General features: G+C 38.0%; 23 protein-coding genes and 1 pseudogene. 10 read left to right on the top strand and 14 right to left on the bottom strand.

Annotated features, from left to right (window positions below; all coding sequences use genetic code 11):
* The first annotated feature begins 26 nt into the window (after nucleotides 1-26).
* The 9 genes from J582_RS13145 (at nucleotide 27) to J582_RS26970 (ending at nucleotide 8,628) form a co-directional block, all read left to right on the top strand.
* Complete coding sequence (locus J582_RS13145) at nucleotides 27-1,334, top strand: hypothetical protein (RefSeq protein ID WP_079377159.1); 1,308 nt, start codon at nucleotides 27-29, stop codon at nucleotides 1,332-1,334.
* 239 nt (nucleotides 1,335-1,573) lie between these two features.
* Nucleotides 1,574-2,695 carry a bifunctional 3,4-dihydroxy-2-butanone-4-phosphate synthase/GTP cyclohydrolase II gene (gene ribBA, locus J582_RS13140; protein ID WP_002053756.1) on the top strand — a complete coding sequence of 374 codons (1,122 nt, stop codon included), beginning with the start codon at nucleotides 1,574-1,576 and terminating at the stop codon, nucleotides 2,693-2,695.
* Nucleotides 2,696-2,706: 11 nt separating this feature from the next.
* Nucleotides 2,707-3,177: a 6,7-dimethyl-8-ribityllumazine synthase gene (gene ribE, locus J582_RS13135; protein WP_001007829.1), complete on the top strand. Its 471-nt coding sequence runs from the start codon at nucleotides 2,707-2,709 to the stop codon at nucleotides 3,175-3,177.
* A gap of 3 nt (nucleotides 3,178-3,180) precedes the next feature.
* Nucleotides 3,181-3,630, top strand: a complete 450-nt coding sequence (gene nusB / locus J582_RS13130) for a transcription antitermination factor NusB (RefSeq protein ID WP_002053850.1) — start codon at nucleotides 3,181-3,183, stop codon at nucleotides 3,628-3,630.
* Between the two features lie 15 nt (nucleotides 3,631-3,645).
* Entirely contained in the window at nucleotides 3,646-4,563 is a 918-nt protein-coding gene (gene thiL, locus J582_RS13125) for a thiamine-phosphate kinase (RefSeq protein WP_031983181.1), read from the top strand.
* On the top strand, nucleotides 4,541-5,074 hold the full coding sequence (locus J582_RS0104680; RefSeq protein ID WP_004711405.1) for a phosphatidylglycerophosphatase A: 534 nt from the start codon (nucleotides 4,541-4,543) through the stop codon (nucleotides 5,072-5,074). The genes thiL and J582_RS0104680 overlap by 23 nt, the downstream gene beginning before the upstream one ends.
* Nucleotides 5,075-5,082: 8 nt before the next feature.
* Nucleotides 5,083-6,447: a bifunctional UDP-N-acetylglucosamine diphosphorylase/glucosamine-1-phosphate N-acetyltransferase GlmU gene (glmU, locus tag J582_RS13120; RefSeq protein WP_004884978.1), complete on the top strand. Its 1,365-nt coding sequence runs from the start codon at nucleotides 5,083-5,085 to the stop codon at nucleotides 6,445-6,447.
* 12 nt (nucleotides 6,448-6,459) lie between these two features.
* Nucleotides 6,460-8,298 (top strand): glutamine--fructose-6-phosphate transaminase (isomerizing), encoded by a 1,839-nt coding sequence (gene glmS / locus J582_RS13115; RefSeq protein WP_031983182.1) that lies wholly within the window; start codon nucleotides 6,460-6,462, stop codon nucleotides 8,296-8,298.
* Nucleotides 8,299-8,487: 189 nt separating this feature from the next.
* Nucleotides 8,488-8,628, top strand: a complete 141-nt coding sequence (locus J582_RS26970; protein WP_371864247.1) for a Tn7-like element transposition protein TnsE — start codon at nucleotides 8,488-8,490, stop codon at nucleotides 8,626-8,628.
* A 134-nt stretch (nucleotides 8,629-8,762) separates the two neighbouring features.
* Here J582_RS26970 and J582_RS13110 read toward each other — a convergent pair whose 3' ends face one another.
* From J582_RS13110 to J582_RS0104675, 6 genes are all read right to left on the bottom strand, one after another.
* Entirely contained in the window at nucleotides 8,763-9,836 is a 1,074-nt protein-coding gene (locus J582_RS13110; protein WP_031983184.1) for a methyltransferase, read from the bottom strand.
* On the bottom strand, nucleotides 9,836-10,831 hold the full coding sequence (locus tag J582_RS13105) for a hypothetical protein (RefSeq protein WP_031983186.1): 996 nt from the start codon (nucleotides 10,829-10,831) through the stop codon (nucleotides 9,836-9,838). Before J582_RS13105 ends, J582_RS13110 begins: the two co-directional genes overlap by 1 nt.
* Nucleotides 10,824-12,749, bottom strand: a complete 1,926-nt coding sequence (locus tag J582_RS13100) for a hypothetical protein (RefSeq protein ID WP_032048042.1) — start codon at nucleotides 12,747-12,749, stop codon at nucleotides 10,824-10,826. Before J582_RS13100 ends, J582_RS13105 begins: the two co-directional genes overlap by 8 nt.
* Nucleotides 12,746-13,666: a hypothetical protein gene (locus tag J582_RS13095; protein WP_021510242.1), complete on the bottom strand. Its 921-nt coding sequence runs from the start codon at nucleotides 13,664-13,666 to the stop codon at nucleotides 12,746-12,748. The genes J582_RS13100 and J582_RS13095 overlap by 4 nt, the downstream gene beginning before the upstream one ends.
* 13 nt (nucleotides 13,667-13,679) lie before the next feature.
* A complete protein-coding gene (locus tag J582_RS13090; protein WP_021510243.1) occupies nucleotides 13,680-14,342 on the bottom strand; it encodes a dUTP diphosphatase in 663 nt (220 codons plus the stop codon).
* 71 nt (nucleotides 14,343-14,413) lie between these two features.
* The gene (locus J582_RS0104675; protein WP_371864264.1) at nucleotides 14,414-14,620 is read right to left on the bottom strand and encodes a helix-turn-helix domain-containing protein; all 207 of its coding nucleotides are present in this window, start codon (nucleotides 14,618-14,620) and stop codon (nucleotides 14,414-14,416) included.
* Between the two features lie 570 nt (nucleotides 14,621-15,190).
* Here J582_RS0104675 and J582_RS13085 point away from each other — a divergent pair.
* A complete protein-coding gene (locus J582_RS13085; protein WP_031983190.1) occupies nucleotides 15,191-16,012 on the top strand; it encodes a DUF4365 domain-containing protein in 822 nt (273 codons plus the stop codon).
* Between the two features lie 210 nt (nucleotides 16,013-16,222).
* On the opposite strand, the pseudogene J582_RS13080 reads toward J582_RS13085, so the two are convergent.
* From J582_RS13080 to hutH, 8 genes and pseudogenes are all read right to left on the bottom strand, one after another.
* A pseudogene (locus J582_RS13080) lies at nucleotides 16,223-16,454 on the bottom strand (hypothetical protein).
* Between the two features lie 715 nt (nucleotides 16,455-17,169).
* Complete coding sequence (gene murI / locus J582_RS13075) at nucleotides 17,170-17,970, bottom strand: glutamate racemase (RefSeq protein ID WP_031982766.1); 801 nt, start codon at nucleotides 17,968-17,970, stop codon at nucleotides 17,170-17,172.
* Nucleotides 17,971-17,993: 23 nt separating this feature from the next.
* Nucleotides 17,994-18,632: an HAD family hydrolase gene (locus J582_RS13070; protein WP_004711385.1), complete on the bottom strand. Its 639-nt coding sequence runs from the start codon at nucleotides 18,630-18,632 to the stop codon at nucleotides 17,994-17,996.
* 99 nt (nucleotides 18,633-18,731) lie between these two features.
* Nucleotides 18,732-20,558, bottom strand: coding sequence for a DUF885 domain-containing protein (locus J582_RS13065; RefSeq protein WP_031982765.1), 1,827 nt, complete (start codon nucleotides 20,556-20,558; stop codon nucleotides 18,732-18,734).
* Between the two features lie 252 nt (nucleotides 20,559-20,810).
* Nucleotides 20,811-21,731 (bottom strand): formimidoylglutamase, encoded by a 921-nt coding sequence (hutG, locus tag J582_RS13060; RefSeq protein ID WP_032048041.1) that lies wholly within the window; start codon nucleotides 21,729-21,731, stop codon nucleotides 20,811-20,813.
* Nucleotides 21,732-21,741: 10 nt separating this feature from the next.
* Nucleotides 21,742-22,947: an imidazolonepropionase gene (gene hutI, locus J582_RS13055; protein WP_031982762.1), complete on the bottom strand. Its 1,206-nt coding sequence runs from the start codon at nucleotides 22,945-22,947 to the stop codon at nucleotides 21,742-21,744.
* A gap of 51 nt (nucleotides 22,948-22,998) precedes the next feature.
* Nucleotides 22,999-24,411 carry an amino acid permease gene (locus J582_RS13050; protein WP_004711375.1) on the bottom strand — a complete coding sequence of 471 codons (1,413 nt, stop codon included), beginning with the start codon at nucleotides 24,409-24,411 and terminating at the stop codon, nucleotides 22,999-23,001.
* 64 nt (nucleotides 24,412-24,475) lie between these two features.
* A complete protein-coding gene (gene hutH, locus J582_RS13045) occupies nucleotides 24,476-26,014 on the bottom strand; it encodes a histidine ammonia-lyase (RefSeq protein WP_031982759.1) in 1,539 nt (512 codons plus the stop codon).
* Nucleotides 26,015-26,070: the final 56 nt, after the last annotated feature.

Here is a 26,070-nt window from a genome sequence, read left to right as displayed (position 1 = left end):
AGAATCATAATCGAATTTCAATATAATTGCCTTGGAAGTTTAACTTGATTGCGCCTAGACAAGGGCTATTTGCTAGCCTACTGATCATTAGTTTTGCATTGCATACCTTTTTATTGGTGATTGCAACGACACACCAGCTCAATGAAAACCGTGCGAGTCAAGGTCAGCTCATGACCAGTCAACTCGTAGCAGACAGCTTATCTGAGCTTGAACCTGCCAATACGGTATCTTTGGCGCTTATTGCCAATCGCTATGCGACCAATCCAAGTGTGGCATCTATCCGTATTCTTGATGCCAATAAACAAGTTTTGGCAACAAGCGGCATGTCAAAAACTCGCGAAGGTGAAATTTTTGTTCGTGATGCTCTTCAAAACGAGAAGAAAGTCGGTTCTATTGAAATTACGCTTATTCAACCAAGTATTGGGGAAATTCTTCGTACCCAATGGCTTGCGATTTTAGCTTCACTGTTCCTACATATTTTATTATGGCTTGCTTACCGTGCTATCGCTCGTCCAACCCGTAGCGAATACTTGGCCCGTATTAACGAAGAAAATCGTTTAAAACATGAGATTCAAGAGTTAACTCAAGCACTCGCACTAGAAAAGCAAAATACAGTGACCTTGGTCGCACAAGCTCAGCAGCAAGCTAAAGCTAAACCACTGGTTCGTACACAACCAGAAAAAAGCGCTGAGTCTCCAGATCAAGATACCTTGGCACTTAATATTCAGTTTTATGACCCTAAACAGTTGTTAAGTAGCGTTAACCAGTCTGTTTCTGTTCCTTACTTTAAACTTTGTCAGCTCTTTTTAAATAAAAGTATTGAGCTATGCACGAAGCATTATCATTTAAAGTCTACAGATATTGAGGTAGTAGATGAGTTCCATGCCGAAGGCGCAACACTCGCAATCTCAACTTCACATGCACACGCTGTAGAGTGCCTACTTATGGTAGGTACAGTGTTCCAATTACTGTCAGACGTTTTATATAAGCGTTACCGTGAAGATAAACGCTTTGCACTGCAAACCCGTAGTGCCGTGTGTCATGCTGTAGAAGCAATGCAAATTGATGCCAAAGAAGCTGCTCAGCGTTTAGCACAACATCTTCATGCGAAAGAGTCTGCACTTTATCTTGATAATGATCAGCTTAAAGCGATTCAAGACAGCTATCAGCTTGTTGCTATGCCAAACCCAAGTAATGTCATGACTCGCCATGCATTTATGATTAACGGCATGAATGCTGAATGTGCAGAGCTTGCGCAAAATATTCGAACTGAAATTTTGATGGGCAAAAAATCAATTCCACAAAATGATAGCCCAAGTAGTGCAGCTTCTTAAAAGTCATTGTGCGCATTTAAACCTAGCCAAAAGGCTAGGTTTTTTTTATTTAAATTCATGGTATTTAGTTTAAATAATTTTATTCTCTTATGATTTATTCAGATAAATAAATCCAGATCTATTATGTCTCGTTATAAATTTGGATAAATCAGAATCATAGGCAAAATTCTATAAACAGCGTAAACTATGCGAAATTTATTCAATAGAAATTGTCTTACGACAAAAAAAGGTGAAAGCGAATGCCGCTGAGTCGTGTTGAAGATCTTGTCGCCGATATTCGTGCAGGCAAAATGGTTATTTTGATGGATGACGAAGATCGCGAAAATGAAGGTGATCTTGTCATGGCAGCAACGCATGTTCGTCCTGAAGATATTAACTTCATGATTACACATGCACGTGGTCTAGTTTGCCTAACGTTAAGCCGTGAGCGCTGTAAACAGTTAAATCTTCCTTTGATGGTTGATCAGAATGGTGCTCAGCATAGTACAAACTTTACGTTATCGATCGAAGCAGCTGAAGGTATTACAACGGGTATTTCAGCAGCAGAGCGTGCACATACAATTCAAACGGCTGTCGCAGCGCATGCAAAACCAAGCGATATCGTACAACCGGGCCACATTTTCCCACTCATGGCTCAGCCAGGTGGTGTTTTACATCGTGCAGGTCATACCGAAGCAGGCTGTGATTTAACACGTCTAGCGGGCTTTGAACCTGCATCTGTGATTTGTGAAATCATCAATGAAGATGGCACAATGGCACGCCGTGCAGATTTAGAAATTTTTGCCGAGAAGCATGGCCTAAAAATTGGTACAATTGCCGACTTAATTCACTACCGTATGACGAATGAGCAAACTGTAGAACGTCTGGATCAAAAAACGATTCAAACAGAATACGGATCATTTGAGCTCTATCGCTATCGCGAGATCGGTAACCCGGACATTCATTTGGCTTTAGTTAAAGGCGAGCCAAAAGAAGGTGTTACAACGGTACGTGTACACGGTTTCAGCCCAATTCGTGATTTGCTTAAGCTGAATAAGGCTGACGGCGAACCTGCTTGGAATCTTGACCGTGCACTACAGACGATCGCAGCAAGTGACCGCGGCGTTTTAGTCTGGATCGGACAAGATCATTTGCAAGACTTGGGACCAGCGTTGGATGATTTAAACAAGCCAAAACCGGTGAAATCCAATGCAGCACTTTCACATCAATATCAAACGATTGGTGTAGGTGCTCAAATTTTGCGTGATTTAGGTGTTGAAAAAATGAAGCTTCTGAGCTCACCATTACGTTTCAATGCCTTATCTGGCTTTAATTTAGAAGTAGTGGAATATGTCACTGCTGATCAAATCACAACGAAATAATCGAGGTTGCTATGGCAATTCGCCGTATTGAAGGTTTATTACATCTCGCAAGCGAAGGTCGTTATGCGATTTTAGTGGGTCGTTTCAACAGCTTTGTTGTTGAACACTTATTGGAAGGCGCGATCGACACATTAAAACGTCACGGCGTAAATGAAGATAACATTACTGTTATTCACGCTCCTGGCGCTTGGGAACTCCCGATCGTTGCTAAAAAATTAGCTACATCAAACCAGTTTGACGCCATCATTGCTCTTGGTGCAGTGATTCGTGGCAGCACACCTCACTTTGACTTTGTTGCTGGTGAATGTGCAAAAGGTTTAGGTGTAGTTGCGTTAGAAAGCAGCTTGCCTGTTATCAATGGTGTATTAACTACTGACAGCATCGAGCAAGCAATCGAACGCTCAGGTACAAAAGCAGGAAACAAAGGTAGCGAAGCTGCTTTAACTGCAATTGAAATGGTTAATTTATTAAAGGCAATTTAAAGCATGTCTCAAACACTGCAAGCCGCTTATGCAGCAAAACGCAAAGCACGTCGTTTTGCTGTACAAGGTATTTATGAATGGCAAATGAGTCACAACCCTGTACACGAAATTGAAGCACGTACCCGTGCTGAAAATGCAATGCACAAGGTCGACTTAAGCTATTATCACGAACTACTTACTCAAGTCATCGCTCAGCACGAAGACCTTGATGCGTTACTTATTCCGGTACTTGACCGTGAAATTGACGCACTTGATGGTGTAGAGCTTGCGACTTTACGTTTAGGTGCTTACGAGTTACGTGATCATTTAGAAATTCCATACCGTGTGGTACTTGATGAAGCAATCGAACTCGCTAAACATTTTGGCGGAGCAGACAGTCATAAATACATCAATGGTGTATTAGACCGCCTAAGTTCGACACTGCGTAGCGCAGAAAAACAACAAGCAAACTAATAGGCTTGGTGTTCTATGGCTGAGTTTTCAATTATTGACCAGTACTTTAATCGGCAGTCAAACCCCGATGTCGCGCTTGGTATTGGTGATGACTCAGCCTTAATCACTCCTCCTCCAAATCAACAACTGGTGATCTGTGCAGATACACTTGTTGCCGGACGTCATTTCCCTCTTGAAACCTCACCTCATGCGATTGGCTGGAAAAGTGTTGCTGTAAATCTTTCAGATATTGCCGCAATGGGTGCCAAACCGCACAGTATTTTACTAGCAATCAGCTTGCCTCAAGTTGACCATGAGTGGCTTAAAGGGTTTAGTCAGGGAATCTATGACTGTTGTAATCAATTTGGTGTTGCCTTAATTGGTGGAGATACCACTCAAGGCCCACATCTCACCATTACCGTTACCGCAATGGGCTGGATTGAAACCGGAAAAGCCGTGTTACGTTCAGGCGCAAAAGTTGGTGATTATGTATGTGTGAGCGGACAGGTAGGTGATGCAGCCTACGGTTTACAGCACTTGGGCCATCCTCTACAGCAAAGACTCGACTATCCGACACCACGCTGTCAGCTTGGACAAGAGCTAAAAGGCCTTGCCTCTAGCATGATTGATGTGTCAGATGGCTTAGCGCAAGATTTAGGACATATTTTAAAAGCATCCAAGGTTGGAGCCCGACTCGTCTTGGAAAAATTACCTGTTGACCCTGTATTGCAACAATTAAAAGAACAACAACGTTGGCAGTATGCACTTGCAGGTGGTGATGACTACGAATTATGTTTTACAATAACACCGCAAAATTATGGAAAACTTTTGCAAAAACAACTGGACGTTAAGATTACAATGATCGGACAGATCGTTGAGCAAACAAAACTAACTTTTGAGCATTTGGGTTCAGATTACCCATTGCAAATTCATGGATACCAACACTTTGCATAAACCGCCGATTCATTTTAAGAACATGTCTTGGTTCAACCGCTGCATCGTTTTCTGTGGGGTTGGTTTTGGATCTGGTCTCGCTCCTAAAGCACCCGGTACTTTTGGTTCTGCTTTTGCCTTACTTTTCATTCCTATCTGGTTATCTCTCGGATTTACCTTAAGTTTAATCGCTATTCTCATCATGTCCTTGGTGGGAATTTATATTTGTGGTCAAACGGCAAAAGTCCTTGATGTTCATGATGATGGGCGAATTGTTTGGGATGAATTTGCAGGACAATCAATTACTCTTCTGCCTTTAATATTTTTTAATATAATGTCGTTACAATGGGCACTAATTGGTTTTTGCTTATTCCGCCTGTTTGATGTTTGGAAACCTTGGCCAATCCGTGTTGCCGACCAGAAAGTTGCTGGCGGTTTCGGAATTATGCTGGATGACATCATTGCAGGGCTTTGGGCGGCACTCTGTATCATCATATTTATTACTTTCTGGGGCGTAACGCCATTTAAGTAGGTTTACTCATGTCAACTACCGTCATTATCCTAGCTGCAGGCAAAGGAACGCGAATGCGTTCACAACTACCTAAAGTATTGCAACCTTTAGCTGGTCGCCCACTCCTAGGACATGTTATTAAGACAGCAAAACAACTATTAGCAAAAAATATCATTACCATTTATGGACATGGCGGCGATCACGTAAAACAGACGTTTGCACAAGAAAACATTCAATGGGTTGAACAAGCAGAACAATTAGGTACAGGTCATGCTGTACAAATGACTTTACCGGTACTTCCTAAAGACGGTATTTCATTAATTTTATACGGTGATGTTCCTTTAGTTCGTCAAACAACGCTAGAGCAACTTGTTGAAGTATCAAGTAAAACCGGTATTGGCATGATTACTTTACATGTCGATAACCCAACAGGTTATGGCCGTATTGTTCGCCAAGACGGAAAAATTCAAGCGATTGTTGAACATAAAGATGCAACTGATGCTCAGCGCCAAATTCAAGAAATCAACACAGGTATTTACTGTGTCAGCAATGCAAAACTTCATGAATGGTTGCCTAAGCTTTCTAATGAAAACGCGCAAGGCGAATACTATTTAACTGACATCGTTGCGATGGCAGTTGCAGATGGCTTAGAAATTGCCTCCATTCAACCAGAACTTGCTTTTGAAGTTGAAGGGGTTAATGACCGCTTACAACTTGCGGCACTTGAGCGCGATTTTCAGCAACAGCAAGCAAAAGAACTTATGCAACAAGGCGTAACTTTTGCCGACCCTGCTCGTTTCGATTTACGTGGTTCTGTGAAAGTTGGACACGATGTCCGTATTGACGTAAATGTCATTATTGAAGGTGACTGTGAACTCGGTGACTTTGTAGAAATCGGTGCTGGTTGTATTTTGAAAAATACAAAAATTGCAGCGGGAACTAAAGTTCAGCCTTATAGTGTTTTTGATGGTGCAATTGTTGGTGAAAACACCCAAATTGGTCCATTTGCACGCTTACGCCCAGGCGCTAAATTGGCAAACGAAGTACACATTGGTAACTTCGTTGAAGTCAAAAACACAACCATTGGTCTTGGAAGTAAAGCCAATCATTTCACCTACTTAGGTGATGCCGAGATCGGTGCTGACTCAAATATTGGGGCAGGTACAATTACCTGCAATTATGATGGTGCAAATAAACACAAAACCACTATTGGCGATGCAGTCTTTATCGGTTCTAATAGCTCGCTGGTTGCGCCTGTGACTATTGGAAATGGAGCAACAGTCGGTGCGGGTTCTGTGATTACGAAAGATGTGGCTGAACAAAGTCTCTCCTTTGAACGTGCTCAACAAATTTCTAAGGCAAATTATCAACGTCCCCAAAAGCGTGAAAAATAAGAGGATTGAATTATGTGTGGTATCGTCGGAGGCGTTGCAGAGCGTTGTGTAACCGAAATTTTAATTGAAGGTTTAAAACGTCTTGAATATCGCGGTTATGATTCAGCAGGCGTTGCTGTACTGAATAATGAAGAAGTTTTACGTGAGCGTCGTGTAGGTAAGGTGATTAATCTTGCCGATGCAGTTGCTGATCAGCAGCTCACTGGGGTAGTTGGTATTGCTCATACACGTTGGGCAACACATGGTAAACCAACTGAAAATAATGCTCACCCGCACATGTCGGGTAAAGTGGCAGTCGTACACAACGGTATTATCGAAAACTATCAAGAGCTTAAAGATGACCTTCAAGCTTTAGGATATGTATTTACCTCTCAAACAGATACAGAAGTTGTCGCTCACTTAGTTGCAGAAGCACTAAAAAGCACTGACAGCTTACTTGAAGCAGTACAATCTGTTGTTCCTCAGCTTAAAGGTGCATATGCACTGGGTATTATTCATAGCGATTACCCAGATGAGTTAATCACTGTACGCGAAGGTTCACCACTTGTGATTGGTGTAGGTATTGGTGAGAACTTTATTAGTTCAGACCAACTTGCGCTTTTACCTGTGACTAACCGTTTTATGTATTTAGAAGAAGGTGATATTGCTCGCCTGACTCGTACTTCAATTGAAGTATTTGCAAACGGTGAACTTGTTGAACGTCCAGTGAAAGAGCTTGACGCAACGGTAAGCAATGCTTCAAAAGGTGAATACAAGCACTACATGCTCAAAGAGATTTATGAGCAACCAGAAGCAATTAAACAAACGATTTCTCAAGCACTGGATGGCAACAGCTTACGCGAAGACTTCTTGCAAAATGCTGAAGCAGACTTTAGCAAAGTTCAAAGCGTACAGATTATTGCATGTGGTACAAGTTATCATTCAGGTATGATCGCGAAATATTGGTTTGAACAACTGATTGGCGTGCCTTGCCAAGTTGAAATCGCAAGTGAATTCCGCTATCGCACACCTGTGATTGTTGAAAATACGCTCTATATCTGTATTTCTCAATCAGGTGAAACAGCCGATACTTTAGCTGCATTACGTGAAACTCAAAAACGTGCCAAAGCAAACAATATCGATATTCAAACTTTGACTATCTGTAACGTTGCGACGTCTTCAATGGTACGTGAAACTGATCACCACTTATTGACCCTTGCTGGGCCTGAAATTGGTGTTGCATCAACTAAAGCGTTCACGACTCAGCTTGCTGCACTTATGCTACTCGTCTTAAAAATTGGACAAGTAAAACAGCGTATTAGCAATGCCATGATTGAAGAGATTGCTCGCGAATTGTGGCACAGCCCGAAAGTAATTCTTGATACGCTTAAGAATGATGCTGAAATTTTACGTTTATCAGAATTGTTTGTTGAAAAACAACACTGTTTATTCTTAGGCCGCGGCACACACTATCCAATCGCTTTGGAAGGTGCGTTAAAGCTCAAAGAAATTTCATATATTCATGCAGAAGGTTATGCGGCTGGTGAGTTAAAACATGGGCCATTGGCACTTGTTGATACTGAAATGCCAATCGTGATTCTTGCGCCAAACGATGAAATGCTTGATAAGCTTAAGTCAAATATGGAAGAAGTTCAGGCGCGTGGCGGTGAATTATTCGTATTCGCTGATGAAAATAGCGGCGTAGTAGAAAAAGATCGTCAACACGTTGTACAAATTCCGGCAGTAAACGAATGGCTCGCTCCAATCATTTATAGCGTACCAGTTCAGTTGTTGTCTTATCACGTTGCTGTATTACGTGGTACAGACGTTGACCAGCCACGTAACTTGGCGAAATCAGTAACTGTAGAGTAATTCAAAAAAGATCATTATTAAGGCATCACTTGCTTTAATAACTGATTGATTAAGCCCGATATGTAACGCATATCGGGCTTTTTTATTGCCTGATTCAAAGGATTCATATAAAACAGATATAAAAATGTAAAAACTGATGGCAATCCTAGATGGGTAGCCGAAGTTAGTTTCCAGCTTAATAAACAAAACATTATCATCTTAGAGGCTGATACTTCTGATAATAAGAAACTACTTTCAACTCGTGTTTTATCACTTAAAGATAGAAATCATTGCAATACTACTAATCATGCCAAAGTACTTGAGCTAGTAGTTACTCGATGTTTATGTTAGCCAAAAGAAATCTTTAAAAACCTGCTATAAAAAATAAAGCTTCGAATATCAGCAATGGAACTACAAATAATCAGATATTAACAAATAAAGATTTAAAAAAAGGCGTGATCGTCCAAGTGATTGCTAAATACTATTTAAGCAGCAATTTCTTTTAATTGAGCACACTTGCTTAAATACAAACTATTTATAAAATACTCTATTTTATCTAAGGAGCTATACAGAGCCCCTGTCCCCGAGTAATTTTTTTTAAAATCGTCCCAATACATGTATATAGCTTTTTTCAAACATTCTGCTTCTGCTAAATTTTTACATTTTATGGAAAAAATACAGTCAGAAATTACTATTTCTAGTCCTGAAGATAAGATACAAATTTTTTCCTGAGTAAAATTACCTACTCTAGGAAATAGAACTGCAGGCCCCCTTACTATAGAGTTTTTATTAGCAACTTTAAAACAATTTAAAAAATCGATAGTATTGTTTTTTAATGAAGAGGTATGAACTAATGGATAACCTTTGTCGAAGCTATTAATTGATGCCGTATGCATCTGAAATTTTCCTCTAAACACTCTTGGATTTAATCTATCAATAGATAATTGAATATCCTCCTGATAATTAGTTGGTTTTATATTTTCAATCATAATGATTGATGTCTTTACTCTTACTTTATCGAAAGTAGCTTCTCTATTATGTGTAATAATTTTAAATTTATAATTTTCTTTTAAGTAGGTTAGTGCTTTTTTATCTCTTTGGCTTGTTAAGCAGCCATTAGGAACAACAGCAACTAAAAAGCCACCTGATTTTAAAAAATTAAGGGAGTTATAAATAAAATTAAGGGCCACACCAGATTTGATTTTCGCTTCTGTATTCTCCCATAATATTGGTTTAATTCCTCTTTGACTAAATGGTGGATTTAATAAAATTAAATCAATTTTATTTTCGAATTTCTTTAGTTCAGAGTTAGCAATAGCTCTTCTATCTAAAAAATCAACATTGAACTTATCCCAGTCATTATTTAATAAATTTAGAGTATTTATAGATAAATCATTTGCAACAACATTTAATCCTCTAGGCCACTTTTTTAAAGCAGCATAAATTAAACTCCCCTCACCAACTGCAAAGTCTGCAATATAAGAAGGCTGAAATGCAGTTGGCAAGGAATCCACCAAAAGACTTGCTAAAAGAGGAGGAGTAAAGTGTTGATCTATCATTAAGTTAAACTTGCCCTACGTGTTCTCAAACTTCTGATGAAATCTTGTGTCCTGGTTGGATTAGGCTTAACTATACTAGAAACATGATAAACATGCAGCTTTGAAGACCCATCAGTCCTTCCAGGTTTTCTAACTGGATGATCATAGATTATCTCTATTTGGGGATGATTCAACACAAACATAACTGCTGCTAAAGCATGAGGTTTCGTTCCAATTGGAGCTATTTTGATATGTTGATCTTTAAACCTGCTATATAAGTCAGTTAATAAGTAATAACAGCTAAATGGACAATCTCCAGGTGCATATCGAATTGATTGCCATGAATGAGTCTCACTTAATGAAGCTTTATTACCTTTCAAAGTTTCAAAAACATACCAAGGTTTAAATCCTGGTAGGCCTATGATAGGAAAAATATGCTCATTTGCTGGCTGAGTTTGCTCAATAATATATTTTAATCGAGCTCCTTCAAAACCAAGTAGTGGGATAAATAATGTCTCAGCTTTCTTAGGAGCTAGAACAGCAAAACCTGGCAAAGGAGAAATTTCAGTAATTTTATCACTTAAATCATATATTTGACCTTCTAAAGGGGCTGAACTTCGACTATATAAACTAGGTTCAACATATACAACTAAGACTTTAAAACCATTATCAATTGAGGATTTTAAAATACTGGCCCAAGTTGAATGAGACAGACCTGTAATATCTATATAAATATTTGTACTTTTTTGGATTCCTTGCCAAAGACTTGCAATATTTTTATCGCTTCTTAAGAAAATTTCATTCGATTTATCTCCATTAATGATAAATGAACTCATTGTTTGCTCTGAAATTTCAATGAAACTAACATTAGTAGTAGAACTTTTCCATTCAGCAATGTGTTGGCTTCTAGCTTCATCTGTAAACCCAAAAACATACACACTATTATCAAGTGGTTTAAATTCAGCCACATCATTGTAAGTATCTGTAAAAATAGGAATATTTTTTAATTTATTCATAGTAGCTTCCGAAAAGTTGAAGCTGATCTGGCAACTGTATTCCTAAACTCTCACTACGGTTAGAATTATCAAGAACTTCTTTAATCCCTGCTTTTGGCTGATGTATTAACTTTAAAAGACTGCTAGATGACAATGCAATTTTGCGTTTTTTTCTATGTGAAAATTCAAAGAAAGGAGCAAAAATTGGATGAATCATATATTCATAAGCTTTAGTATCAGCTCTATCTGTAAGCTTATTACCTGGGGTTCTAGTTATTGCCAAATGCATCACTGCTTGGTCTAAAATCATTTTTACCTTATCTTCAGTTGCTACATCAGAATCAGGAATCAACTGAAATTGATTTGCTTCTGGCGTATGCCCCAAAGGTGAAGCAGCCAAAACTCCAAAAACTCGCCCTAGACTTAATAATAATTTTGTAAGTTTGGCACCTTCAACACTGAGTCCCTCTAATTCAGAAAGATTCTTTTTTCCAATTTGAATTGCTGCATTAGTTTGTAATTCAAAAGAAATAGGAATAAAGCTATTGATTTCTTTTCCTTCTAAAGCTGTTAAGTGTTCAAGTAATGCTGCATGTACCAATTCTAATAAATATCTTATGTTTCCATTAGCTAGATTTAAATATGTATCCCAGCCTGTATAATATTTACGTATTCCTACTTTACCTGATCGAATGGCAAACAGTGATGCGTAAAAGTGATTATTTAATCTGGTATTCCAAATATCTCTACCATTTGATATCCAATCTACAACTAATTCAGGAAAACTTTTATCTTTTTCCTTTTCACTCCAATACTTTATAAAATATAGATACCCAGGTTCAATCTCTTTTGCTTTTTTAAAGCTATCTTTATCTAATTTATTTTCTAGCTCTTTTAACCACTCAAGATGACTATCTCTTAGAAGTAAATTTGCCTCTTCCAGTTGAGTAAGTGCAGGTAAAAGATCAGTAATTCTAAGCTCTTGCTCATTTCCAAGAAAACTCGGATCATTTAAACGGCTATCAATTACTGCTTCAGCAAATTCCTTAAATTTATTAGCATCTTTTCCACTAGCATTCTGAAATTTTTCAGTTAAATCTATACGCACATAATCCGCAGGTGATGTTAACTGCTCATTCTGATTTAAAGTAGCTTTTTGTCTAAAACCCAGTTCTCTTACACCAATTTTAAAAGTATAAAAGCTATTATTATGCTTAACAAGCGTATTCAAAATCTGTTGCTGATAATCTTGAAAATTTTCAAACTCATCAATTAAGAAGAAAAACTGTTTACCTTCTAGTACAGTGTTTGATATTAAGGCTTCACTTAAAATATCAATTGGGAGGCCCAACATGGTAATTTTAGTAGGTGGATTATCAATTACTTGGTTTATAGATGATTCAAACTCTAATAAAGAGATTTCAATTTCTTCATCTAAATAGTCTAAAGACTCTATTGATTGGTCAAATTGAAATACTTTATTTATATTTCTCCATTTTCTTGAAGATATTTCTATTTTCTCACCTGTAGTTTGCTCATACCATAACGAAAATCTCACTAATTCTTTACAAAAACATAAGTTTATATAATGGCTAAAATATCTTATCCACTTTTCTAAAGAAACATCATTGCCACCGAATGTAGTTACTCGATTAGTATTTGCACGATAATAAATACCGATAAACTGCCAATCTTTAATTTTTTCTCTTTTCGTAAACAATTGATTAAGAGTGAATTGTCCATCATAAGAGAGCCCCTTTAGTACAGTAGTTTTCCCAGTTCCTCTGCCCCCAATTAAAACACATGGTCTATTTGTTTTTAATTCAGAAAAATATCCTGGTTCATTGAAGTGGTCGAACAGCTTTGAACTTAACCATTCAGCCCTATATAAACCTAATAAATTTTGAGCTTGTGTTAATCTCAGTAAATAATTATTCATAACTCTCCCTTTTTCAAAAGAGGCTTAAACCCTCCTTCATTATGATAAAATAAAGGCAGTGTTGCATCTGGCCAACCGTGGGAAAAACTTAATGCTAACCCCAATTCTAAATATCCTTGCCAACTAACAATCTTTGTCCCATCCGCATTTACAATCACCCCAGCATTTTCTAATTCAGGTATACCAACTTTCATACTCATTTCTTTAATAAAATCTGGACCATCTTTAGAGAAATCTCTCCATATATAGGATTCTGAATTCAATGCACTATGAAGTTCAGTATATAAATGAGCAGGTAGTACTTTTACAGGACAAAATTTGCTAATTAAGTTATATCCCATCTGAGTACATATTGCTGGACAATAAAAAAATTTCCTATTCGGGAAGTGCTCATATATTTTTTGAAAAGTTATATTCGGTAAAATTTCTTGATGATGCCAGAAACTAATAAATTGATTACCAGAACCAACAAAATCATCGACAAAAACAAAGCTTGCTTCAGAATTAGATTGAATTACTTCAATAAACTTTTGTGAGGTAATTATTTGTGTTTCTGGTATACCTAGCACATCTCTAGAGCTTCTTGTGAATATGTAACCACTATCCGCATCACTTGGATCCTCTCCCGTAACCCTCATTATATAAAGATTATCTAAAAAAACTGACCACTCTCTAGCTGATAAAATAGAATCCGTCTTATTTGTCAGAATATATTTTGAAAGTGATACAAAACTACTTTTAAATAATTGTTTAACCATATCTTCTGAAAAATATGTGAATTTTTCTAATAACCTTTTTGCAAAACGTGACTCGTCTGAATCAAAATTGCTCATCCATTCTTGTGGAGCAAATTGATTTCTTCTTGGCCAAACTCCTGTCTCTACAAAATACTTCCACTGATCATCGCTCTGAAACATTGCTATATCCAACTTATTTATCTAATTGCTTATATCTTTTTTCTAATTGATTATATAAATAAGTTGATAATTGAGTATCAAGATTACCTTCATAATATGTATTCAGAATCTCATATAAGTGTTCATTATCTTCACGATTATTCCAAATCTTTATATATTCTCCAGATTTATATCCATTATGCTGTCTAAAATTATTTAATACATTCTTTGCAATATATAGTTTGTGGATTTCGACTATATCAAGCGATAACAGAAGAGAAAGGTTCATGAAACTTTCAATATCAAATTTCTTATGTTGTATTGTAAAAGCCATGAAATCTTCAATTTTTTCTAATATTTCAGCTTTATTGATAGTTTTACGATGAATTTCTACTAAAGGATCTAAGTTAACATTTTCTAACCCCTTCAAAAGATCATCGATTTTGAGTCTTCTTTGAAGAATATCACTAAGACCAAAATGCCAAATGTCTATTAACTCTATTTGAGCTTGTTCAATATCAATTTCTTGTTTTTTCCACCATTTCCAACCGACATGATCCATTAATTCTGCACATTCAGTCCATATAGCCCTATACCAAGGATTATTTGCATTTCTCCATTCTTTATTGATTAAACTATTAGTAGAATTCTGCAATTCTAACATTTCTTCCATAATTTCAGCATATTGATTTTTCATAAAAACTCTTAAGGTATAAATTATTGTTGCTATACTACTTTACAAATTATCTAAATTTAATTCACCTAAATTTATGACAATAATTGCACTGGCAATACTTTAAAATTTTTTGCTAAATCGTAAACGTTTTCTAAGGTAGGATTGACCTTACCTCTTTCAATTCGCCCTAGGTAATATCTATCCATATTACAGACCAGTACTAATTGCTTTTGTGACATATTTTTTTCTTCTCTGTATTTACAAACTAATTGACTAAATTGAATAGTAAATTCTAACATAAACATTCAAATGCTTAAAAAACAGAAGGATCACTGCTTGAGGAATGTAATACCTACGGATTATATTCTTCTTTTTCTAGTTTTTCATTATGGAATAAATCGTTTCACCAATCTTTCCTTATATCAAGGACAAATCGTTGAATGGATATTCAATGATTGGGAATAAATTAAATCTTTATATAAAAGAAAAGTAAAAACAAACAACAACTTTATAGTCTTTTCAGCAAAATTGTACAATAAGGTCACTTAGTCAAACATATTCCTTCATACAATCTACGACTTTCAGCATTTGTTGAAATTTAAAGTATGTATATCTTTAAAAAGCAAAAGATATATAAAAACCAAACCATCTGACCAAACGCTTGCGGTATTTCCAGAGCTAAAACAGAAATTTAAAAAAAAAACTAATTACTTCAAAATATTGAAGTAATAAAGATTTTTAATGATTTTTAATTTCATTGTTTGATTAACCCGCAAATTCTAGACACATAGAAGAATCTTTTTGTGAGTTTTTCATAATCGAATGGAAAATTATCTGTAAAATAGCTGATAAGAGAGGAAGCCATTACCATGCCAAAAAGAATAGAGACACATCGTATTGATACTAAGGCGATCAGAACTATTTTTACTCACTTAAATGAAAACTGGCTTGTCCGTAATCTTGAGGAGAGAGATTATGGAGTCGATCTACAATTAGAAAGATTTGATTTGAATGATGCGACTGGCGATTTTATCTTTGTTCAGGTTAAAGGTACTGACAAGAAGTTCCAGAAGACGGTAAAACTTTCTAGTTTTCCTGTTGATACAATAAAATATGCCTTAATGTTTGACGTACCTTTTTTTATCTTCCACACCTCGAATACTTCCCAGCAGACAAAGTATGTATGGTTGCAAAACTACGTGGAAACGCGGCTTGAAAAAGATAATCCGCATTGGAAAAACCAAAAAAGTGTAACCATCTATTTTCCTAAAGAAAATGATCTGCAAGCTAATGATTCTAAAATTACCGACATCATTAAAAATGATAAGCTAAAGAAAATGGGAGTCAAGTTCTTAGCAATTTATGAGTCATTAAAGTTTCATTCAGAATCAGTGTTATTAGGACAAACTGCTGTTGCAATAGGATGTGCGATAGAAGCAAGAAAGCTACAAAAGTTGTCTTCATTCATTAATGAATATAAAGATCTAGTTTTTAACGGAAATTATAAAGACTTCAACACTTTTCATGCTGCTTACGACAACATTGCAAATACATCAGAAATTGATTCTGCCGATGAAGAAACTATTACTTCTGCAATGTCTTTTCTTGAGGAAATTAAGTTCAACTTCTTAAATCAAGATCAAATTGCTGATGTTTTGATGGAAAATACTACCGACTATCATTCTTATTAATTTTAGTTTTATACTATTTCGCTATAATAAAAACGTAGATCGCTTCTGTTGATTAGAAAGCCCGATATGCATTAGTTGCCTATCGGGCTTTTTTATTGCGTTCATACCAGAACATAAAGGACACTCCCCTAGGCCCCCGTGCCACAACAGTCTTTTACTTTTGCGCTGATTTAAAGTTTGAGAGATCATTGCGACACAGAGATAAAAGAGCTAAGCGAACTTAGCCCATTTCAGTTTTGTCGCAGCGTTGAATGCTGCTAAACAAGTTAGGGGCAAAGTCCTGTGGGAGAACAGGACTTTGCAAACTGGTACGTTTTAAACGTTGTACGGTTTGAGGTGAACAAATTCTTTTAAATTCCTGCTGAGCATTGGCGTTATCATTTGTAATACTGTAAGCACCGACCAAAAGGCTTAAAATCAATGTAAATTTATAAAGTTTCATATTATTCTCATGATTATTTATAAATTTAAATAAAATAAAAATATGATTCGAATAAATATTAAAATAATTTTTCAAATAATAATTAACCCTCCCATCAATATAGAAAAATAAAATAATTAAAATTTTAGAATAGAAACAATTTATAAATTTAAAAAAACAGGTCACAAAAAAACCCATATTTTAAATAAATAAAATAATTAAATAAGAGAGAAAATGAGTTTGAATAATGGCATGGCCAACTCCTTAAAATGGAGTTCTACCACCAAATCACCGCGAACTAATTTAGGGTGGTAGAACGAAAGAGGGTTGACAGACTGGTCTAGCGATCAGCACGCGCGTACGCGTCCCCCTTCCGCCCTACCATAGAGAAAAAGGGGGCACAAAGGTTCCACACGGGTAATACTGAGGAAGTATAACCCATACGCTAGACTCGGTCTGTCAAAACCGGCTGGCAATGTAGGCCAGCAACGAGATAATAATCGGTGATTTTAATTACGTCAATTTATTTTAATAAAAAAGTTTAAATATAATTATTTTATTCATATTTAAATAATATTACCCCTCTTATTATATTTATGGCTTTTAATTAAATTTAAAATATAAACTTGGGTTATATATTTAGTTAATAAAATAGACTAATCGTTAATTTTAATTTAATAGTCTATATAAAAATATAAGATGATAAGCAAACACCTCTTATCATCTTTTCTAGAGTTTAATTTTCTATAGCTTTTACGGGTAAACGCGTACCTAACAAAGAAAAAGTAACGTCCGCAACTTCCAACGGGTCTGAACTGGTCCAAATAATATGGTTCCCTTCATTTGGACTTTCAGAACTTAAATGATATTGATTGAGCTGCCGAATTAATTGCGCTGTTACAGCTTCGGAAGGCTCAATAATTTGAATATCACGCCCTACAATTTCCTGAATCGTGTCTGAGACAAATGGATAGTGCGTGCATCCTAAAATAATCGTATCGACTTTTTGCTCGACCAACGGTGCCAAAATATTTTTTAAATAATCCTTAACCTCCGCGGTATGGGCTTTGCCCGTTTCGATTTTTTCGGCCAGACCAATACATGGTACTAAAGACACTTTAATATCTTGCGCATACGTTTCAATCAAACTTTTTAAGTTTTTGCCCTTCACCGTGGTGGCAGTTGCCAAGACAGCAATATACTTACTTTGAGTGATTGCTACTGCGGGTTTTACCGCTGGTTCTATCGCAATAAGCGGCACATTAATTTGCGCTCTAATCGTTTCAACTGCTACGGCCGTCATGGTGTTACAAGCAATCACGATCGCTTTGCATTTACCTTGAGCAACTAGGTTTGAAATTAAATGCGTAGTTCGTGAAACAATCCAGTCACTTTCTCTGTCTCCATAAGGGACATATTTCGAGTCGGCGAAATAGATAATGTCTTCATTCGGAAGAGCCTGCCGAATATGCTTAAAGAGAGACAACCCACCTAAACCAGAGTCAATCATTCCAATCGGGTTGTTATTGTTATTCATGGTTTGTCCTGCATTTCATATATTTAGAAAAATTCTTTCATGGTTGCCAAGTCTGTTAGCACGACTTTGGGTTGAATGGTTTTTAATTTTTCGGCCGATGTATAACCCCAACCTACCGCAGCAAAATCAATGCCTGCTTTATGTGCAGCTTCGCCATCGGTGGTTTGGTCGCCGACATAAATGGCATGGTTTTTACTTACATCCAAAATGTTGAGAACACGCGTTATCCGCTTCGCTTTGCCAAATATAGACGAGCCGCCATCAATATGACTAAAAAGCTCACAGAGTTCTTTACCCAGTACATTTTGACAGTTTTCTTTAGAGTTTGAAGTAATAATTGCGAGCGTATATCCACGCTTATGCAGTTCAATTAAGTGGTCCCGCATACCTTCAAACAAATGAATTTCTTCATCTCTTTCTTTCATTAACTGAATAAAATCTTTCGCAATCCAAGGCAGTTTCCACCTAGAAACATTCATCTCTTTCATAATTTCTCTAGGCGTAAGTTGTTTGTAGTACTCGACTTCGTGAAGGCTTACCGATTTAAACTTATACTTTGCGGAAAGTTGATTTAAAACGCTTAGAAAAAAATGAAAGGAGTCGGCTAAAGTGCCATCTAAATCAAAAATAATAGCCTGATATTGTTTTAGGTTTTTTTCCATTTCTAATTTCAAAAGTATATTTTTCATTATTATATTATGTTTTTTATATATTTTTAAATCAGGCCCAACGAGGACCTGACCTAAATTTCGGATTTTATTTTAAGCTGCCGCTTTTTGTTCCTTTATCCAATTTTTAATACGGGCATCGAGTATATTTAGAGGCAGTGTTCCTGCATTTAAAACCATGTCATGAAAGGCTTTGATATCAAAACGATCTCCAAGCTCCTGTTTCGCAAGCTCCCGTAGCTCTAAAATTTTGAGTTGGCCCATTTTGTATGCCAATGCTTGGGCAGGAATAGCAATATAGCGGTCTGCCTCTGCCTGAATATCAGGTTCATCTAAAGCTGAGTGTTCGCGCATAAAATCAATCATTTGTTGGCGCGTCCACTTTTTATAATGTACGCCAGTGTCCACCACTAAACGACAAGCACGGAACAACTCACTCGAGAGTCTTCCATAGTCTGAAAGCGGGTCTTTATAGAAACCAACATCTTTGCCCAATTGCTCTGCATAAAGTGCCCATCCTTCTATATAGGCAGTATGGTTAGGCTGCTTTCGGAACATCGGCAAATTTGGCAGGTTTTGGGCAATATCAATCTGCATATGATGGCCGGGAATTGCCTCATGGTAAGCAGTCGCTTCCATGGATATTTTGGAACGTTCAGAGAAGTCCCCTGTATTTACATATACTTGTCCGGGGCGTGAACCATCAGGCGTACCTTGGTGATACTCGGCACCTGCCGCTTCTTTTTCTCGATATTGCTCTACAGGTAAAACTTCGACTTTATTTTTAGGTAATAAACCAAATAGCTTCGGCAACTCCGGTTGCATTTGGGCAATATACCCGCGATAAATTTCTAAAATTTCTTCACGAGATTTTGGGAAAACCGTAGGATTTGTTTTTAGAGATTGTTGGAAACTTTTTAAGTCATTGAAACCTTGTGCTTTAGCAATTTTCAGCATTTCCGCTTCTATACGAGCAACTTCTTTTAACCCAAGCTGATGAATAGTTTCAGGGTTTTCCGAGGTTGTCGTATTGTTTTCTACATAAAAGCGATAGAGTTCGTCACCGTTTGGCAAGCTCCAGATACCCTCGTGTTGTCGTCCATAGGGTAAGTAATCTTTCTGAATAAACGTACCGAGTTTTTGATAAGCAGGCCGAACATTCTGATCTATGGCCTGTAGTATTTCACGGCTTAGACGCTCTTGTTCTGCTTTCGAAATGTTTTTTGGAAATTGCTTTAATGGAGAAGCAAACACACTGTCTTTCCCTGCTGGAGTTGCAATGCTATCAATCTGCTTTGCCACTTTTTCAAGTAAATATTTCGGTGGTATCAAACCATCTTTTTGTCCTTGTTTCGCTAACTGAATACCTTGATCAAGAATAAGAGGAATTTGTTTTAAACGAGCAATATAGTCTTGATATTGTTTAGCATTATCAAAGGAAATCGAACTAATAAATCCCGGAAATTGTAAATGTAGTCCCCACATTTGATTGAAAGGCATCTCATAGAGTTTCAAATCATAATTTTTAAGCGTCTCTTTCAACTGATAAATCATTAAATCTTTATTTAATTGATCAGTTGCTGAAAACCCTGTGCTATCAATCGCTTCAAAACGTTTTAAAAATTTTTGAGTAGTTTTTTTATCTTTCTCGATCTGATTTTTTGAAAACTCGGTCCATCGATCGTTGTAGCGTAAATCGCCTAAAGTCGTTGCAGTTTCAGGGTTATTTTTCAAAGTATATTCCCATTGTTCTTGTAAAAGCTGATTTAAAGCTTTCACCCGAACAGAGACATCACTGTTTTGTTTAGCTTGTGATTTTTCGGTGGTATTTGTATTTATTTCGGGGGGTGTAGCATTAGAGGAATGAGACATCCAAAATAAAACACTGATACAAGCATAATGTAAGGTTTTGTTTTTCATTTAATTATCCAGAAATATTTAACGAAGTTTAAAATATAGACAAAACAAATTACGTGCCAAGCAGCCTATAAAATAGTGTAAAAATCGAGTATTTTTTAACTCAATGATTTTATAAATTAATTTTCTTTTTAATTAAATTATTTATAGTTGCTATCTATATTCCGAATCTGACTTTAATTTACCAGAAAGTCAAAAAAAGCGCACATGAGCGATCTCAGTGCACTTTTTCATTTCTACATTAAAAATTGCTTCTCAAGAAAACAAATATTGATAAACAATATAGGCAGCCAGTTTTGCTGTTCTATTGTCCAAATCAAATTTTGGATTGCACTCGGCAATATCCAAAAGTTTGATTTTTCCAGTCTCTTGAATATGCTTAAAAATTGCTTCAAAAGTGGCTAAATCAATTCCTTTTACGGCTGGCGCACTGACCCCCGGTGCAACCGCAGCCGCGAAGACATCTAAATCAATCGTAACGTACAAGCAGTCTACTTTTTCAATAAAAGCGTCAACCGCCGCGAGCACGTTTGGTAGGTTAAAAATATTAACCTCATGATCGCGTAAATATGAACAATTTAACGCATCGGCTGTATCAAACAAAACTTTAGTATTGGCATGGTTGGCAACTCCAATACATAAATAATTAAATTGTTTTTGATGCTGTTCTGAAAGCCTTGCTGCTTGTAAAAAAGGTGTTCCAGAGGTGGCATGCTCTGCTTCACGCAAATCGAAATGGGCATCGAAATTAATAATGCCTATTTTTTTATCTGGCGCATGCGCTTGTATATATTGAAATAAACCGCTAAAGCTGCCAAATGCAACTTCATGTCCACCGCCCAATACAATCGGTTTTAAACCATTTTGTAGGCTGTTTAGGACTTGTTCAGCTAACTCGCTTTGTGCTTGCTCTAAATTCTCATATTCACAAGTCACCGTACCCAAATCGACCAGACTCACTGGACGATGAATCGGTAAGTTAGCAAGTTGCGTGCGGATTGCATCTGGTGCGTCGGCAGCACCGACGCGGCCTTTGTTACGTTTCACGCCTTCATCAGAGCTAAAACCAATCAGGGCAAATTCGGCATGTTGAGTTTTGTTCACAATATGGTGGATACGTTGATGTGCCTCACCCTCGCCATCATGTCGGCCTTGCCATTTAAATGTGTGATTCATGTGACACCGTTTAAAAAATAACTTCTTGTCCATGCTGAACGACTCGCTTAGGCAAATCTCCGCCAAGCCAGTAAACAATTTCAGATGGATGTTCAATATCCCAAGCCACAAAATCAGCGACTTTACCCTGCTCCAAACTACCGTGTGTTTGCTCTAAACCGAGCGCTTGTGCGGCATGAATGGTGACACCCGCTAAAGCTTGCTCAGGTGTTAAACGGAATAACGTACTGCCCATATTCAGCATTAAACGTACAGAAAGTGCTGGAGATGTACCCGGATTTAAATCACTCGACAACGCAATACGCACGCCATGCTTAATCAGACTTTCAATTGGTGGGTATTGTGTTTCACGCAATAAATAAAAGGCACCCGGCAATAACACAGCAACCGTACCCGACTCTGCCATGGCTTTGACATCATCTTCGGTCATGTACTCTAAATGGTCAGCCGACAAAGCATGATAACGTGCTGCCAAGCTTGAGCCGCCTAGTGATGAAAGCTGTTCAGCATGAAGCTTAACGGGTAGACCCAATGATTGTGCCGTTTTAAAAACACGTTCAACCTGAGCAGGTGAAAAGGCTAAATGCTCGCAAAACGCATCTACTGCATCGACTAAACCTTCAGCATGTAGTTTAGGCAACATTTCTGTACAGATATGCTCGATATAAGCATCGCTTTGGTCTTTATACTCTGGCGGTAACGCATGGGCAGCCAAACAGGTACTTTTGACCGTCATCGGTAATTTTTCACCAATTTGACGGATCACACGCAGCATCTTGCGCTCGTTTTCGTAATTGAGTCCGTAGCCAGACTTAATTTCAATGGTGGTGACACCGTCTTGCTGCATAGAGCGAATACGTTTAAGTGCCGAATTTAATAATTGTTCTTCACTTGCTTCACGGGTTGCACGCACTGTGCTAGCAATGCCGCCACCACTTGCTGCAATTTCAGCATAGCTCACGCCTTGTAAGCGCTTTTCAAACTCAACACTACGGTTGCCACCAAAAACACTGTGCGTATGACAGTCGATGAAACCTGGAGTTACCCAAGCACCATTTAAGTCAACTGTTTCGGAATAAGTGTCGGTAGGAAGTTGTTGTTGTTTTCCAATCCAGTGGATGAGATGCCCTTCTGTGACAATTGCAGCATCTTCGATATAAGAATATTGCCCATTTTGCATGGTCGCAATATGGCAGTTTTGCCAAAGTTTTTTCATTAGCCTATCCTCGAAACTGCCCAACAGTAAAACTATTGGGCAGTTGATTTGTTAGCTTTCCATTTCTATATTTTGCTGGACAGGCTCACTTTCCTTTCCCAAGCTTTGCTCCGGTTTTACCCAAATGCGATACGCAATGGTTAAGAGAGCAAGCCAAGTGATTCCTACATAAATTGCAGGACGCGAGTCTGGGAAGTAGCCCATCATGACTAAAATGAACACCATAAAACCGATTGCAAAAGCAGGTGCATATGGCCAGCCAAATACAGGGAAATCTAGTGCCTTAATTTCAGCAGTAGATAATTTACGGCGCATCGCCACTTGCGAAAGCAAGATCATGAGCCATACCCAAACAGTTGCAAACGTTGCAATTGAAGCAATGATGACAAATACATTTTCAGGAATCAGGTAGTTCAGCACCACACCAATTAACAGCACGCCAGCCATAACCACAACAGTCATCCAAGGCACACCATTACGTGAAAGTTTCTTAAACACTTGCGGTGCTTGACCACGATTTGCCATACCGTACAACATACGGCCTGCACCAAATACATCACTATTAATTGCTGAAATTGCTGCTGTCACCACCACAATATTTAAAATATTTGCAGCAGATTTAATGCCTAAGTTTTCAAAAATTTGTACAAACGGGCTGCCTTGGCTACCAATCTGGTTCCATGGGAAAATCGACATAAGTACAAAAATAGTGAGTACATAGAACAGTAAGATACGGACTGGAACGGCATTAATTGCTTTTGGTAGAGTCGTTTTCGGGTCTTGTGACTCACCTGCGGTTAAACCAATAATTTCGATCCCGCCAAAAGCGAATACCACTACAGATAAACATGCCACTAAACCTGCAATACCATGCGGCATGAAACCATCATAAATCCATAGGTTTTGAAGCCCCGGTACAACATTGCTGTGGTCAACATGGAAACCGTAGAACATTAAACCCAAGCCACCTAAAATCATGGCAACAATGGCACTGACTTTCACAATAGAAAGCCAAAATTCGAGTTCACCAAAGACTTTTACATGAATAAGGTTAATTGCGCCTAGGAACATGATGAGAGACAAAATCCAGATCCACCGTGGTACATCGGGATACCAGAACCCCATATAAATACCAAATGCAGTGACATCGGCAATTGCAACAATCACCATCTCAAAAACATAGGTCCAACCTGTGGTAAAACCCGCCAATGGACCAATGTACTGAGACGCATAGTGGCTGAATGAGCCAGAGACAGGGTTATGGACAGCCATCTCACCCAGTGCGCGCATAACGATATAAATTGCAATCCCTGCAACGATATACGCGAGTAATACTGAAGGCCCTGCCATTTTGATGGCAGTCGCCGAACCATAGAAAAGCCCAGTTCCAATTGCTGAGCCCAATGCCAAGAAACGAATATGGCGGGTGTTTAAACCCCGCTGTAGTGTGGAGTTTTGTGACATTATAATCTCCAATCCTTGAGGAAATTTAGTTGGATTCGGCCACTCCATGTGACCGTTTTATCAATCACACTTCAGATAAACTAGGGAGTAGTTTTGGAATGAGTAACTTGTTTAGGCAACCACTCGCAAGCAATTCACTAGCCTGTTCGATATCCGGAGCAAAGAAACGATCTTCGCTGTAGTAAGGAACTTGATCGCGCAAGATTTTACGAGCTTGTTCAAGTTTAGGCGAGCTTTTTAAACCTTCACGGAAGTCTAAACCCTGACAAGCGCCTAACCATTCAACAGCTAAAATGCCACGAACGTTGTCAGCCATGTACCAAAGACGCTTACCGGCATTCGGAGCCATCGATACGTGGTCTTCCTGATTGGCAGACGTTGGTAAACTATCAACGCTTGCAGGATGTGCAAGTGCTTTATTATCGCTCGCAAGTGCAGCAGCTGTCACTTGTGCAATCATAAAGCCTGAGTTAACACCACCATTTGCAACCAAGAATGGTGGAAGTTGTGACATGTGGCGGTCCATCATCATCGAAATACGACGTTCTGACAGTGAGCCAATTTCAGCGATCGCCAATGCTAAATTATCTGCCGCCATTGCAACAGGTTCTGCGTGGAAGTTACCACCAGAAATCACGTCACCTTGTTCAGCAAAAACAAGCGGGTTATCCGATACAGCATTTGCTTCAATTTCTAATACTTCAGCAGCCTGACGGATTTGGGTTAAACATGCACCCATGACCTGTGGCTGGCAACGTAAAGAGTATGGGTCTTGAACTTTGCTACAGTCTTCATGTGAATGTGCAATTTCACTTGAGTCTGTTAATAGGTCACGATAAGCCGCAGCTACATCAATTTGACCACGTTGGCCACGTACTTCGTGAATACGCGCATCAAATGGTGCACGTGAACCCAACATTGCTTCAACACTTAAGCCACCACAAACCGTTGCAGCAGCAAACAAGTCTTCAGCTTCAAACAAGCCACGTAACGCATAAGCAGTTGACACTTGTGTACCGTTTAAAAGTGCCAAACCTTCTTTAGCAGCTAAAGAAATTGGTTCTAAACCTGCAACTTTTAAAGCTTCAACAGCTGTTAACCATTCACCCTTATAACGTGCCTTACCTTCACCAAGTAAAACTAAAGACATGTGTGCAAGTGGTGCCAAGTCACCTGAAGCACCTACTGAACCTTTAAGTGGAATGTGTGGGTAAACTTCGGCATTAATTAAAGCCAACAAAGCATCAATTACTTTACGACGAATACCTGAGAAACCACGCGCCAAGCTATTTGCTTTTAACAGAATAATTAAACGAACCATTGCATCATCAAGTGCTTCACCTACACCTGCTGCATGTGACAGAACCAATGAACGTTGTAACTTTTCTAAATCTTCAGGAGCAATTTTGGTTGACGCGAGTAAGCCAAAGCCTGTGTTAATACCGTAAGCTGTACGCCCTTCATTTACAATTTTCTCAACGCAAGCCACACTTGCATCAATTGCAGATGAAGCACTTTCATCCAATTTAACTTTGATCGGGTTGAGGTACGCTTGACGTAAATCGGCTAAGGTCAGTTTTCCTGGTTGGATAAGTAATTCCATGTTGGCTTCCTAATTTTTTGCACTATATTCTGCTGAGACGGTGCTTTTCACAATTG

The organism is Acinetobacter sp. 1566109 (assembly GCF_000582255.1).
Lineage (GTDB): Bacteria > Pseudomonadota > Gammaproteobacteria > Pseudomonadales > Moraxellaceae > Acinetobacter > Acinetobacter nosocomialis.
The sequence above is the reverse complement of the archived record's forward strand: the minus strand, read 5'-3'. Positions and strand labels throughout refer to the sequence as shown.